The organism is Marivivens marinus, assembly GCF_035969385.1.
Classification (GTDB): Bacteria; Pseudomonadota; Alphaproteobacteria; order Rhodobacterales; family Rhodobacteraceae; genus SELP01.
The window spans coordinates 67,745-79,488 of sequence record NZ_JAYKKJ010000010.1 but is presented as its reverse complement, the minus strand read 5'-3'; the positions used below and the strand labels follow the sequence as shown (position 1 = coordinate 79,488).

General features: G+C 55.6%; 14 protein-coding genes and 1 tRNA gene. 9 read left to right on the top strand and 6 right to left on the bottom strand.

Features of this window, described 5'->3' with window-relative positions:
• Nucleotides 1–7: 7 nt before the first annotated feature.
• Both U3648_RS14730 and U3648_RS14725 read right to left on the bottom strand, forming a co-directional pair.
• Complete coding sequence (locus U3648_RS14730) at nucleotides 8–439, bottom strand: DUF6691 family protein (protein ID WP_420859996.1); 432 nt, start codon at nucleotides 437–439, stop codon at nucleotides 8–10.
• A complete protein-coding gene (locus tag U3648_RS14725; protein WP_420859995.1) occupies nucleotides 439–864 on the bottom strand; it encodes a YeeE/YedE family protein in 426 nt (141 codons plus the stop codon). Before U3648_RS14725 ends, U3648_RS14730 begins: the two co-directional genes overlap by 1 nt.
• A gap of 266 nt (nucleotides 865–1,130) precedes the next feature.
• Between U3648_RS14725 and U3648_RS14720 the strand changes: the two genes are divergently transcribed.
• The 3 genes from U3648_RS14720 (at nucleotide 1,131) to U3648_RS14710 (ending at nucleotide 3,212) form a co-directional block, all read left to right on the top strand.
• Nucleotides 1,131–1,448 carry an ArsR/SmtB family transcription factor gene (locus U3648_RS14720; protein WP_420859994.1) on the top strand — a complete coding sequence of 106 codons (318 nt, stop codon included), beginning with the start codon at nucleotides 1,131–1,133 and terminating at the stop codon, nucleotides 1,446–1,448.
• 42 nt (nucleotides 1,449–1,490) lie between these two features.
• Nucleotides 1,491–1,772, top strand: coding sequence for a hypothetical protein (locus tag U3648_RS14715; protein ID WP_420859993.1), 282 nt, complete (start codon nucleotides 1,491–1,493; stop codon nucleotides 1,770–1,772).
• Nucleotides 1,773–1,877: 105 nt separating this feature from the next.
• The gene (locus U3648_RS14710) at nucleotides 1,878–3,212 is read left to right on the top strand and encodes an enoyl-CoA hydratase-related protein (RefSeq protein ID WP_420859992.1); all 1,335 of its coding nucleotides are present in this window, start codon (nucleotides 1,878–1,880) and stop codon (nucleotides 3,210–3,212) included.
• Between the two features lie 10 nt (nucleotides 3,213–3,222).
• Here U3648_RS14710 and U3648_RS14705 read toward each other — a convergent pair whose 3' ends face one another.
• Nucleotides 3,223–3,438: a hypothetical protein gene (locus U3648_RS14705; RefSeq protein ID WP_420859991.1), complete on the bottom strand. Its 216-nt coding sequence runs from the start codon at nucleotides 3,436–3,438 to the stop codon at nucleotides 3,223–3,225.
• A 145-nt stretch (nucleotides 3,439–3,583) separates the two neighbouring features.
• Here U3648_RS14705 and U3648_RS14700 point away from each other — a divergent pair, with 145 nt between their 5' ends.
• On the top strand, nucleotides 3,584–3,835 hold the full coding sequence (locus U3648_RS14700) for a DUF2312 domain-containing protein (protein WP_129680208.1): 252 nt from the start codon (nucleotides 3,584–3,586) through the stop codon (nucleotides 3,833–3,835).
• Nucleotides 3,836–3,910: 75 nt separating this feature from the next.
• On the opposite strand, the gene U3648_RS14695 is transcribed toward U3648_RS14700, so the two are convergent.
• Entirely contained in the window at nucleotides 3,911–4,789 is an 879-nt protein-coding gene (locus U3648_RS14695; RefSeq protein WP_420859990.1) for a hypothetical protein, read from the bottom strand.
• A 95-nt stretch (nucleotides 4,790–4,884) separates the two neighbouring features.
• Between U3648_RS14695 and U3648_RS14690 the strand changes: the two genes are divergently transcribed.
• Both U3648_RS14690 and U3648_RS14685 read left to right on the top strand, forming a co-directional pair.
• A complete protein-coding gene (locus U3648_RS14690) occupies nucleotides 4,885–6,534 on the top strand; it encodes an ABC transporter permease (protein ID WP_420859989.1) in 1,650 nt (549 codons plus the stop codon).
• A 47-nt stretch (nucleotides 6,535–6,581) separates the two neighbouring features.
• Nucleotides 6,582–6,657 (top strand) — tRNA-Thr (locus U3648_RS14685).
• 102 nt (nucleotides 6,658–6,759) lie between these two features.
• Here U3648_RS14685 and U3648_RS14680 read toward each other — a convergent pair.
• The gene (locus U3648_RS14680) at nucleotides 6,760–7,920 is read right to left on the bottom strand and encodes a tyrosine-type recombinase/integrase (protein WP_420859988.1); all 1,161 of its coding nucleotides are present in this window, start codon (nucleotides 7,918–7,920) and stop codon (nucleotides 6,760–6,762) included.
• 199 nt (nucleotides 7,921–8,119) lie between these two features.
• Here U3648_RS14680 and U3648_RS14675 point away from each other — a divergent pair, with 199 nt between their 5' ends.
• Nucleotides 8,120–8,308, top strand: coding sequence for a hypothetical protein (locus tag U3648_RS14675; protein ID WP_420859987.1), 189 nt, complete (start codon nucleotides 8,120–8,122; stop codon nucleotides 8,306–8,308).
• Between the two features lie 38 nt (nucleotides 8,309–8,346).
• Here U3648_RS14675 and U3648_RS14670 read toward each other — a convergent pair whose 3' ends face one another.
• A complete protein-coding gene (locus U3648_RS14670; RefSeq protein ID WP_420859986.1) occupies nucleotides 8,347–8,562 on the bottom strand; it encodes a hypothetical protein in 216 nt (71 codons plus the stop codon).
• A 244-nt stretch (nucleotides 8,563–8,806) separates the two neighbouring features.
• Between U3648_RS14670 and U3648_RS14665 the strand changes: the two genes are divergently transcribed.
• Nucleotides 8,807–10,528 carry a type I restriction-modification system subunit M gene (locus U3648_RS14665; protein WP_420859985.1) on the top strand — a complete coding sequence of 574 codons (1,722 nt, stop codon included), beginning with the start codon at nucleotides 8,807–8,809 and terminating at the stop codon, nucleotides 10,526–10,528.
• On the top strand, nucleotides 10,521–11,744 hold the full coding sequence (locus tag U3648_RS14660; protein WP_420859984.1) for a restriction endonuclease subunit S: 1,224 nt from the start codon (nucleotides 10,521–10,523) through the stop codon (nucleotides 11,742–11,744). Before U3648_RS14665 ends, U3648_RS14660 begins: the two co-directional genes overlap by 8 nt.

The window sequence follows — 11,744 nt, the reverse complement described above, 5'->3', positions numbered from 1 at the left end:
CCGCCTTTTAGGTCGGGCGCGCGATTGCGTCCAGCCGGGTTTTGAACGCCGGTGCAATCCGCATGCCAACGAACATGGCGATAAGGAAAACAAGCCCCCCGATGCCGCCATAGGACAGCGATGCAATCGACGGACCCGGGCACAGGCCGACCAGCCCCCAGCCCGCGCCGAACAGGGCCGAGCCAATGACTAGGTTGTGGCCCACGCGCTGTTCCGGACGGGGCGGGAACATGCCCCCCAGCGCCGGGTTGCGTCCGCGGGTCAACCGCCAGGCCAGCATCATCGGAAGGATCGCCCCCCCCATGACAAAGGCAAGGGTCGGATCCCAGTCACCGAAGATATCAAGCCAGCCCTGGACCTTCTGGGTGTTGGTCATTCCCGAAATCATCAGGCCCCCACCGAACAGCCCGCCGGCAATGAAAGCAAAGAAACCGCGCATCAGACCACCCCCAGGATGTGCTTGAACAGGATGACGGACAGGCCACCCGCCATGATGTAGAAAACCGTCGCGACCATGCCGCGCAGCGAGAACCGCGAGATCCCGCAGACCCCGTGACCCGAGGTGCAGCCGTTGGCAATCCGGGTGCCGACCCCAACAAGAAGCCCGGCTCCGATGACGGCAGCAAGGTTCGGCGTCAGGTTCGTTTCCGGCCTGCCGATGAAGAACGTCAGGATCAGCGGGATCGCGAACAGCCCCGCAATGAACCATAGCCGTTCCGACGTCTGTTTGCCCGCGGACCCGTCAACGACGCCGCCGATGATCCCCGAGGCCCCCATGATCCGGCCATTGACCAAAAGATAAACCGCCCCGGCGGTCCCGATCAGCCCGCCGCCTGCGAGCCCCCACAACCAATCTTCCTGCATTCCAGTCTTCCCGATGTTTCCGTTCTGGCGAGACGACAGCCAGACCTGTTTGGCCCGCTGCCCCAAGACCGCCCCGTCACCGTCCGCCAGCGCGTCCCGCTTGCAGCAAAGCCCGTTTCCATGGCAGGTTGCAGCCTGTCAGGGTCAATTTGGCCTATCGGATCGAGAGTGCGAATCTCTGTCCGATCAAGATAGGAAATGCGGGAAGCATTGCAAGAATGAAATATGTAACTATGCTAATAATTAATTATACTGGGTGGTAGAAGATGGCTGTTGCTGAATTTTCCGATGCCATGGACGAAGCTGCGGATGAAGCGGCCGAGGTCCTGAAGGTGCTGTCCAACCCGGCGCGCCTGCGGTTGCTGTGCGCCCTTGTTGGCGGCGAACGATCGGTGGGAGAGTTGGAAGAGGCGCTTGGCGCAAGCCAGTCCTATGTGTCCGGCCAACTGGCGCGGATGCGGGCCGAGGGGCTGGTCAGCTGTGACCGGGATGGGCGGATCATCCGCTATCGCATTTCGGACCCGCGCGTCGAACCGATCCTTGAACGCCTTTATGATGTCTTCTGTCCGGTGCCGCCTGCGTGATTTGACCTGTGTCATGGCGGCCTGTCCGGGCCGTGTCTAGGCTTGGAGGCGAAGCGCGGGCTGGTCCGCGTTCGCAATTTCGAGGCGCAGATGATCATGAACCACATCTCCTCCGACCCCGGACAGATCAGGGCAGAGATCGAAGATATCCTGTCGCTGATCGAAAAGAACCCCTCCCGCCGACTTGCCGCCCAACCACGTTTGCACCGGCTGCTGTCCGCCCTGAAATCGGCGGGTGAACCGATCCCTCTCGACCTATTGGCGCTTGATCAGAAGCTGGTGGACGAGGCTGTCGAGGACATGTTCGACAATCTGCCGGTCTAGACGGGCGCCGTTTCGTCAGCCAAGTAGCCCTTGCCTCTTGTGCCGTCGTCTTGCCTAATGGGATCAGCACGGGGAAAGCTGGGGGCGGTCTGAATGGTTGGTTTGGTGAAATCCCGAATCCATGACGGGATCGCCGTGATTGCCCTGGACAATCCGCCGGTAAACGCGCTTGGCGCGGCCCTGCGGTCCGAGCTTCATTCGCTTTTGCGCCTCCTTGCCGACCGTCCCGGTGTTGTCGGCGCGGTGATTGGTGCGTCCGGCGGTCCCTTGTCCGCGGGGCTGGATCTGGCCGAGCTGGACGGCCCCATCGCCGCGCCAACCCTGCGCGAAGTTTGCGATCAGATCGAACGCCTTCCATTTCCCACCATTGCAGTTCTGACCGGAAGCACCCTTGGCGCAGGACTGGAGCTTGCCCTGTCCTGCAGCTGGCGCCTGTCCGACCCCGAGGCGGTGATCGGCCTGCCGGATGTGACCCTTGGCCTTGTACCGGGCGCGGGCGGCACCCAGCGTTTGCCGCGGATCGTGGGGGCGGCGCAGGCGTTGAACATGCTGATGAGCGGCCAGTCGATCAAACCCGGTGCGGCGCAAAAGGCTGGGTTGGTGGACGGGATCGTGCGGGGGGAACCGCTGTCCGGCGGGGTGCATTTCCTGAAGGCCAAGCTGGCATCTGGCGCGCCGGTGGTGGCCAGCCGGGACAGGCGCGACGGCTTTGCCGATCCGGAGGCCTATTTGCGGCTGGTCTCGGAACGCAAGGCCGCGCTGCGGCAATCCCGCTATCTTGCGCCGCGCCGCATTGCCGACTGTGTCGAGGCGGCGATCCTCTTGCCCTTCGTCGCCGGAATGGAATTCGAAGCGGTCGCGCATGAGGAATGCCGGTCGGGGCCGCAATCCCATGCGCTGCGCCACATGTTCCGGGCCGAGCGCCGGATCGACCCGCGCTTTCTGTCCCGCGAAGACGGCAAAGGGTGGGCGCTGCATCCGGAGGGCGAGGCGGTGGCCGAACGGCTGCGCCGGGCCTTGCGGGCGGCGGTGGACCATTTGGCCAGTCTTGGCGTGACGCCCGAGGCGATTGACCGCGCTTTGCTGGATCTGGGGTTCACCCAAGTGCCGTTCGGGCATCGGGTTGCGGGTGGTGCCCCGTCGCGCGGCCATGACGCGGTGCAGCGGCGGGTGGTCGCCGCTCTGATGGCCGAAGGGTGCCGGATGGTCGAGGCGGGCGTTATCGCTCGCGCCTCGGACATCGACGCCATCGCGGTGCATGGCATGTCCTACCCGCGCTGGCGCGGCGGGCCGATGCGCACTTCGGTGCAGTTCGGGCTACTAGGGTTGAAGCGGGATATGGCCCATTGGGCCAAGGAAAGCCGTATCTGGGAGGCGCCCGCGCTGGTCGGCGAGGCGGTCAAATACGCCGCCGGGTTCGAGGCGCTGCCGACCGTCTAACCCCGGTCGCTCAGGTCAGGATGACCCCGACCAGAACCAGAAGAAGCCCAAGGATCGACAACAAGAGCGCCCCGATGTTGATCGGCAGGATACGCGACATCCGCGCGCGCAGGGCGTCGTCGTCCAGCCCGGCCTTGCGGGCACTGGCCACGGCAAAAATGCTCCAGACAATGCCGATCAGCCCCACGACCGAAATGCCTGCACCGATCCAAACCAGTAGTTCCATCCTGCCCGTTCCCTTCGTTTCATTTGCCGCCGACTGCCTAGACCCGTCGTCCCCGACTGGCAAGGGCAAGCGGGCTTGCAGGACCGGGCGCGGCGGGCTAGGGAAGGGGCCTTGAATGCAACGTCCGATCAGGTCCGGGGGTCCAATGTCCGAAAACGAATCCAGCGGCGGCGTCTATGGCGCAGAACTGCGCCAGTTCATCGAGCGCTTCGAACGGCTTGAAGCCGAAAAGAAAGACATCGCCGACGCCCAGAAAGAGGTGATGGCCGAGGCCAAGGGCCGGGGCTATGACACCAAGGTCATGCGCAAGGTGATCGCGCTGCGCAAGCGCGAACCCGACGATCTGGCCGAGGAAGAGGCGATGCTGGAAATGTACAAGGCCGCGCTGGGCATGTGACCCGGCCTTGGGCCTCAACGACAAAGGGCGCCGGCGGCGCCCTTTTGCGTTTTCGGCCCGATCATGTGCCGTTGGTCAGGGCGCGATGAAATTGACCCCCGGCATCCGGGCGATTTCGTGGACGTCGTCGTCGTAAAGCTCGGTCAGCCGGTCCATGACCGCCTCGGTCCAGCCGGGCAGGTCGTATTCTTCTTCCACCTCGTCATCCTTGGCGAATTTGTCGAGGAAGGCCGAGATGATCCGCCGTTTCTGCAATTCCGACTTTGGTGGATGGCCCTTGATGTAGGCCAGAAACCGGCTCATGCCCTCGTCGGTCATGATCGACTGGATCAAGTCGAACCCGCCCTTGATCGGGGTCAGCGGGTCGACGCCGGACAGTTCCCGCAGCAACTGCGCCCAGATCAGCGGCGTGTCTTCGTTGCACCAGACCGTGACCGAGGCGCGCGGGACAGCGGCCCGGATGCGGGCGATCAGGCTGGACCAACGAATGTCGTCCAACGCGATCCCCCCCAAAAACTGGGCAAAGTCGTTGCGGTTGTCGCAGTCACGAAACACCGCCGGAACAAAGGTGGCCGGATTGCGGATACCGATGAACAATTCCAGATCGTCCTGCGGAAACAGGTCGGACAGGCCGGTGACCTTTTGTTCGGCAAGGCCGTAGAACCGCCCCTCTTCGAACACCCGGTGCGGGAAACAGATGAACCGGTCGTGGCTCATCACCACGCGGTTGGCCTGTTCGTCGTCAAGGATCGCATCCAGCAGGATATCGCGGGTGTCGGGGGCGGGCGCCGCCCCGTCAAGGTTCTGGATCGTTTCGCGGATCAGGCGGCGGTATTTCCCCGGCCCGGGAACCTTGATTCCCTGATCGGTGAAGGACTGCGCGTTCTTCAAAAGGGATTTGAGGAGCCGCTCCTCATCGGTGCAATTAGCCCCGATATGGTAGACGATCTGCATTTCCCGACCTGCCCGTCGTTCGTGTTCCGGTTTTCGTTTTGGGCAGTATAACGTCATTTCTGGACAGTGAAACCGGTTTCCGATAACCGAGCCATATGTCCGAGCAAACTGGTCAGATATTCACACCGCGCCGGTTCCGCACCGATCCCTGGTCGGTCGGGGCGGTTGTGATCGCCGTTCTTGTCCTGCTGCCAATCGTGGCGGTCCTTTGGTTCGCGGCGACGCCGACGGACAATATCTGGCCGCACCTGATGCGCACGACGCTGCCCCGGTATCTGGGCAATACCGCCATCCTGATGTTCGGGGTTGGGCTTTTGACGGCGGCCATCGGCACCGGCGCGGCCTGGCTGGTGACGATGTATCGTTTTCCCGGGGTGGGCTGGATTCAATGGGCGCTTTTGCTGCCATTGGCGGTGCCGGCCTATGTCGGGGCCTTTGCGCTGGTGGATTTCCTTGAATACGCAGGGCCAGTGCAAACGGCGCTTCGGACCGCCTTTGGCTGGGACAATGCGCAGGATTACTGGTTCCCCGCGATCCGGACCCGGACGGCGGCGATTATCGTGCTTGCCGCCTCGCTTTACCCCTACGTCTACATTCTTGCCCGCGCGGCGTTCCGCGAACAAAGCGGCGCCGGGTTCGAGGTCGCCCGCGCGCTGGGCGTCGGTCCCCTTGGGCGGCTTCTTCGTGTCGGGCTGCCGCTGGCCCGCCCGGCCATCGCCGCCGGTGTGGCCGTGGTGATGATGGAAACGGTCAATGACTTCGGCACGGTCGATTATTTCGCGGTCCAGACGCTGACGACGGGGATTTTCACCGTCTGGCTTCAGGGCGGCAACCTTGGCGGTGCGGCGCAACTGGCCACGGTCGTGCTTGGGCTGGTGGTCCTTCTGGTGACGCTGGAAAAGATCAGCCGCCGCAAGAGCAGGGTCTACGGATCGGCGCGCGGGCTTCGGCCGGTCACGGCGACGCCCTTGCCGGGGCTGGCGGGCTGGATGGCGACGCTGGCCTGCCTGCTGCCCTTCGCGGCGGGGTTCCTGTTGCCGGTCGGCGTCCTTCTCAGCCATGCGTTCGACGCCTCGGACTGGGCCGCGCCGGGGCTGGTGCGGGCGCTGTGGCACACGGTTGCGGTCGGCGGGATTGCGGCCTTTCTTACCGTGCTTGGCGGGGTCTTCATGGTCTATGGGGTCCGGCTGTCGGGCTATCGTCTGCCACGGCTTCTGATGCCGGTCACGGCGATCGGCTATGCCGCGCCGGGGGCAGTTCTGGGCCTGGGCATTCTGGTGCCGCTGGCGGCGCTGGACAATCGGGTGGCCGATGCGATCTGGGGCGCGACGGGCTGGGACCCCGGACTGATCCTGACCGGTAGCGCGGCGGCGCTGGTCGTCGCCTATGTGGTGCGGTTCTTTGCCATTGCGCAGGGGGCGGCGGACGCGGCGCTGGGCCGGGTGTCACCGTCGCTGCCGATGGCCGCGCGGTCGCTGGGGCAAACGGCGGGCGGGGCTTTGCGCCGCGTCTATGTGCCGCTGATCCGCGCCTCGATCGGGTCGACCTTGCTTCTTGTCTTCGTGGATTGCGTCAAGGAGCTTCCCGCGACCCTGCTGCTGCGCCCCTTCAACTATGACACGCTGGCGACGCGGGTGCATGAAAAGGCCAGCCTTGAAAATATCACCGAGGCGTCGACTGCCGCACTGATGATCGTGGCGGTGGGGCTGATCGCAGTCGGTCTTTTGGCGCGGGCGAACCGCTGAAACAGGGTTGCAAGGGCCGCGCCGCCCGCGTAAATCCCTGCCCGAGTGCCCCTATAGCTCAGCTGGTAGAGCAACTGATTTGTAATCAGTGGGTCGGGAGTTCGAGTCTCTCTGGGGGCACCATATATAGTTCAAAACACCCATAAAATCACTATATATAGCGAATAAACGCGCCTTTCAGGATTTCCGAAAGACGCGTGTGAAGTTTGTGTGAAGTTGGGTGATTCATGCAGCGTCATCACTTGCGAACCATCCATCTTCCGATTCGGATGTGTGGGACGCCGTTGCTTCCGCCAGTGTGGCAACACCTTGAGCGACTGCATCCGTGTTGTGATGCGTGTAGTGCAGCAACATCTGAGTTGACTTATGTCCACTAATCACTTGGACATCTGCTATCGACAGTTTTCCGCGCATCAAAATTGAGATCGCAGTGTGGCGCATGCTGTGCGGAGTAAATCCACTCTCCGACAAACCAGCAGCATGCAAGACTCGGTTAAATTGCTTTTTCATGTATGTGCGGTGACCTGTCGCGCTTTTCGCGTCAAACAGATATCCTTGCTCGACATTTCGGCGTTCTTTCTCTTTGCTGATCACATCTAACAACGATGTATGAACAGGAACGATCCTGCTCCCTGCTTTCGCCTCTGGTATGTGGAGTGTCCGGTTATCAAAGTCGAAATGTTCGAACCGTATTCTCAGAATTTCGCTGTGACGCATGGATGTTTGAAAACCAATCAACACAAAAAAATAGGTGTAACGATCATGATCATTAGCGGCGCACTTCAACATTGCTTTGATCTGTTCTTTCGAGAACGTTTTTCTTCGTTTAGTCTCACCGCTTTTATTTTTCACAGAAATATGCTTCGTTTCGACCACACCCCTGTCGGAAAGAGAGTTTAGCATATGACGCAGGGTGGCAAACTCGCGGTTAACCGTTGCAACAGTCACTCCTGCTTGCAAACGTGAATGTCCATAGCGTTGAACGTCGAAAGTTTTCATCGCTTTGATCTTGGTTTTCCCGAAGAACGGAACCAAATGCATCTTTAATTGTTGCTGTTTTTGCTTGATGTTTTTGCCGCCACTTTCAAATAATGCATTTATATAATTATCTGCTGCCTCCGAAAACGTGATGTTCAATTTCGCAACTGAAGTATCGATATTTTCAGGAACTGAAAGTGTGAGTTCTTTTAACTTGGTCCGCGCTTTTGTGAGATTCATACCATGACGCTCATAACCAAGTTTATCACGTAACCGCTTACCGTGAACTTGTGTGGATGCATAGAAAACAAGTCCCTTTGCTGTCTTCCTGACTTCCAAACCTTCTCCAGTAATACTTTTACCTACCTCCAATTTTTGCAAATTTCGTTTCGATATTTTTTTACTCATTTATTCTCCTTCTTTTGAAAAACCAAACAACAACGCGCAAAAATTAATTGCCGTCGCTGATAAAGTGTGATATGTTTTGGGGAACTCGCGGAAAGCAAATTTATTGCTCCTGTGAGTAAAATCATCGTATCAATATTAATACCAAAAGTCAATAGTTTTCACTGTTGAAGGGAGGTTGTAAATAACGGGAGTTTAGGAAATGGAAGAAATAAGAGTTTTGCCGTGTGGATTAGTTTCGCGGAGTGATGCAGCGAAATATTTAGGTTTGAAACCAAACACTTTGGCAACATGGAATTCATCAGGAAAGCATGAAGAGTTTTTTGAAAAGAAATTCATTGGTGGTCGTGTTTTTTATGATTTTGAAAAGATAAAATCTTTTATTGAATGAATATGAGGCAGGTGTATCAACACCTGCCATTCGCATGATTATTCCCAGCGTTTTCCCGCTGAGATTGTGTCGCGTATACAATTGAGATAATCGCGGTGTTCGTCATCGAGAACACGCCAATATTTTGACGCTTTGGCGACTAGTGGCAGAACCTCTTTGAATAATCCATTTTGGATGTCCAAATGTTTCTGCTCTTTCATCACCACTTCAAGTTGGTCGAAGGTATCTTTGATTTTTTGACGGACAGGATTCATACCATTCCTTTCATTTTGGATAAGTTTGACCGGCAAAGTTCAAACGCACATGCGCTAACACTTCACATGTGAAGCGTTGTTCATTGCCGAACTTTGGGGATGCGTGTGTTCTACCACAAATCTGGGCGAAAGATAAGCTAAAAATCAACAGGGTCGCATGACGCGTTGGCTGGACTGCTACTGTGTGCTAACGTGCCAGTGAATATGCAGTAAGTAACTGCTAAGACTAAGAAAAGAGGCGTTCATGAGCAAAAAGTTGACGTTGAAGGAACTGGAATCCTTCCTCTGGGAAACCGCTGACATTCTTCGCGGCAACATGGATGCCTCAGAATTCAAGGACTACATCTTCGGGATGCTGTTCTTGAAGCGACTTTCGGATGCCTTCGAGGAAGCACAGGAACAGGTTGTTGCTGACTACGTGGCACAAGGCAGGTCACTGGAAGAAGCAAAACAACTTGCCTCTGATGAAGATGAATATGACCGCACTTTCTTTGTTCCAGAACGGAGTCGCTGGTCAGCATTGAAAGACCTGAAGCACGACATTGGGTCTGAACTGAACAAAGCAACAGAAGCAATCGAAGAGCATAATCCCTCATTGGAAGGGGTGCTGGTGACGATTGACTTCAACATCAAGAACAAATTGTCCGACAAGAAGTTGCAGGATTTGCTTTCGCATTTCTCGAAGCATCGTTTGCGGAATGTGGATTTTGAATCTTCTGACCTACTTGGGACGGCGTATGAATACCTGATCAAACAGTTCGCTGATTCCGCTGGAAAAAAGGGCGGCGAATTCTACACACCAAGCGAAGTTGTCTGGTTGCTGGTGTCTTTGCTCAAACCAGAAGCAGGGATGCGCGTATACGACCCTACAGCGGGTTCTGGTGGCATGCTGATCCAGACACGGAACTACCTCATCCAGCACGGAGATAACCCTCAGAACCTCTCTCTGTTTGGTCAGGAGATGAACCTGAACACCTGGGCAATCTGCAAGATGAACATGTTCTTGCATGGGGTGTTCAATGCTGACATTCGCAAGGGTGATACATTAGGTGATCCACAGCACATTTCTGGTGGCGAACTGATGATGTTTGACCGCGTGATCGCAAACCCGCCATTCTCACTCAAGAAGTGGGGCAAGGAAGCGGCGGATGCTGATCCTTATGGCAGATATCCCTATGGCACACCCCCGAAAGATGCCGGTGATCTTGCCTTTATCCAGCACATGATTGCGTCCCTTAATGCCGAAGGGAAGATGGGCGTTGTTGTGCCTCATGGGGTGTTATTCCGTGGGTCCAGTGAGAAGGAAATCCGCAAGGGCATTCTGGAGGATGACCTGCTGGAAGCGGTGATTGGTCTGCCGTCTGGATTGTTCTACGGAACTGGCATTCCTGCTGCGTTGTTGATCATCAACAAGAGGAAACCACAGCACCGCAAGAACAAGGTTTTGTTCATCAACGGTGAACTGGAATACCAAGAAGGAAAGAACCAGAACAAACTGCGTGACGAAGACATCCTGCATATTCTGAGCGTTTTCGATGCCTATGTTGACGAAAAACGATATTCGAAAGTTGTCACCATGGATGAAATCCGTGGCAACGACTACAACCTGAACATTCGCAGGTATGCAGATACGTCACCACCACCTGAACCGTTTGATGTTCGTGCAATTTTGCATGGTGGGGTTCCGGTTTCCGAAGTGGAAGATGAATATATTCAAGAGACCTTGCAGGGGATGGATGTGTCCTGTGTTTTTGTACGGCGGGATGCGGAATATTATGATTTCAAAGAAGAAATCGAAACTAAGGATCAGATACGGGGTCATCTTGGAGATGTTGATCAATCTGTGATCAGTCAGTTTGAACGCTGGTGGGACAAATATCGGGTTTCCCTGCATGAGATTGATGCGCAGGTGAAGCAATCCGAAGGCGTGATGTGGGGTTATCTGAAGGAACTTGGGTATGAGTAATCTTCCAGTCTCACTACCTCTATCAGAAATTGTTGAAATCAGAAAAGGTAAGAAACCAAATACGCTGAGTGATCAAAAACTTGGTGAACAATATCTCCCTTATATCTTAATTGATTCTTTTGACGGAAACTACAAACAGTTCACCGCTGATACTACATGCGTTGAAGTTTCGAAAAGTGATATAGAGATTGTTTGGGATGGTGAACGCTCTGGTTTGGTTAGTATTGGACACGAGGGTTATCTGGGGTCAACTCTTGCCGCCATTAGTTTAAAGAATGAAGACTTCTCATCAGAATTTATTTTCTACAATTTGCAGCGTAATCAGTCTTATTTAAGATCGAATGCGGAGGGGACTGGTGTTCCCCACCTTTCTCGCTGGTCGATTGAAAACTTGAAGGTTTTCGAATTTTCACTTCCTGAACAAAAGAAAATCGCTGCCATTCTCACCTCTGTTGATGATGTGATTGAAAGCACTCAGAAACAGATCGACAAACTGCAAGACCTGAAAAAAGCAACCATGAATGAGTTGCTGACCAAAGGCATTGGTCACACGGAGTTCAAGGATAGTGAACTTGGGCGAATTCCTAAGAGTTGGCAGGTAAAGGCACTTGGAAATCTACTTGACCATGAGAAAAAATATCCAATGCGCAGTGGACCGTTTGGCAGTGCGCTCCTTAAGGACGAATTGGTTGAGCGGGGCGTTCCGTTTCTTGGAATTGACAATGTTCAAGTTGAAAACTTTGTCAGTGCATTCAAGCGATACATTACGGAACAAAAATTTCGTGAACTGTCCAAGTATCAAGTTTTCGCCGATGATTTGATTGTAACGATCATGGGCACAGTTGGTCGCTGCTGTATCATTCCCGAAAACATCCCCACTGCGATTTCGTCGAAGCACACCTGGGTGATTTCCTTTGATGCAAAGAAGATAATTTCCCACTTGGTCTGCTGGCAGGTAAACCACGCTGAATGGGTGCTACGCCATTTTGCAGACAACTCTCAGGGTGGAGTGATGTCTTCAATTAGCTCTGAAACACTTAAAACAACGATGGTTCCAGTACCCCCAATGGCGGAACAGTTGAAAATTTTTGATGTTTATATGGAGTTTCAGAATTTGATTGGTGAGACATTCAAGAAACTCACGCACCTGCGATCCCTCAAAAAATCTTTAATGCAAGACCTTCTAACGGGCAAAGTGCGTGTGAAGGTGGATTGA

Bases quoted from the DNA above. Each gene is read 5' to 3' on its own strand.
- U3648_RS14680 (WP_420859988.1), bottom strand. From the start codon at position 7,920: ATGAGTAAAAAAATATCGAAACGAAATTTGCAAAAATTGGAGGTAGGT.
- U3648_RS14705 (WP_420859991.1), bottom strand. From the start codon at position 3,438: ATGGAACTACTGGTTTGGATCGGTGCAGGCATTTCGGTCGTGGGGCTG.
- U3648_RS14660 (WP_420859984.1), top strand. From the start codon at position 10,521: ATGAGTAATCTTCCAGTCTCACTACCTCTATCAGAAATTGTTGAAATC.
- U3648_RS14730 (WP_420859996.1), bottom strand. From the start codon at position 439: ATGCGCGGTTTCTTTGCTTTCATTGCCGGCGGGCTGTTCGGTGGGGGC.
- U3648_RS14720 (WP_420859994.1), top strand. From the start codon at position 1,131: ATGGCTGTTGCTGAATTTTCCGATGCCATGGACGAAGCTGCGGATGAA.
- U3648_RS14670 (WP_420859986.1), bottom strand. From the start codon at position 8,562: ATGAATCCTGTCCGTCAAAAAATCAAAGATACCTTCGACCAACTTGAA.
- U3648_RS14700 (WP_129680208.1), top strand. From the start codon at position 3,584: ATGTCCGAAAACGAATCCAGCGGCGGCGTCTATGGCGCAGAACTGCGC.
- U3648_RS14665 (WP_420859985.1), top strand. From the start codon at position 8,807: ATGAGCAAAAAGTTGACGTTGAAGGAACTGGAATCCTTCCTCTGGGAA.
- U3648_RS14725 (WP_420859995.1), bottom strand. From the start codon at position 864: ATGCAGGAAGATTGGTTGTGGGGGCTCGCAGGCGGCGGGCTGATCGGG.
- U3648_RS14675 (WP_420859987.1), top strand. From the start codon at position 8,120: ATGGAAGAAATAAGAGTTTTGCCGTGTGGATTAGTTTCGCGGAGTGAT.
- U3648_RS14690 (WP_420859989.1), top strand. From the start codon at position 4,885: ATGTCCGAGCAAACTGGTCAGATATTCACACCGCGCCGGTTCCGCACC.
- U3648_RS14695 (WP_420859990.1), bottom strand. From the start codon at position 4,789: ATGCAGATCGTCTACCATATCGGGGCTAATTGCACCGATGAGGAGCGG.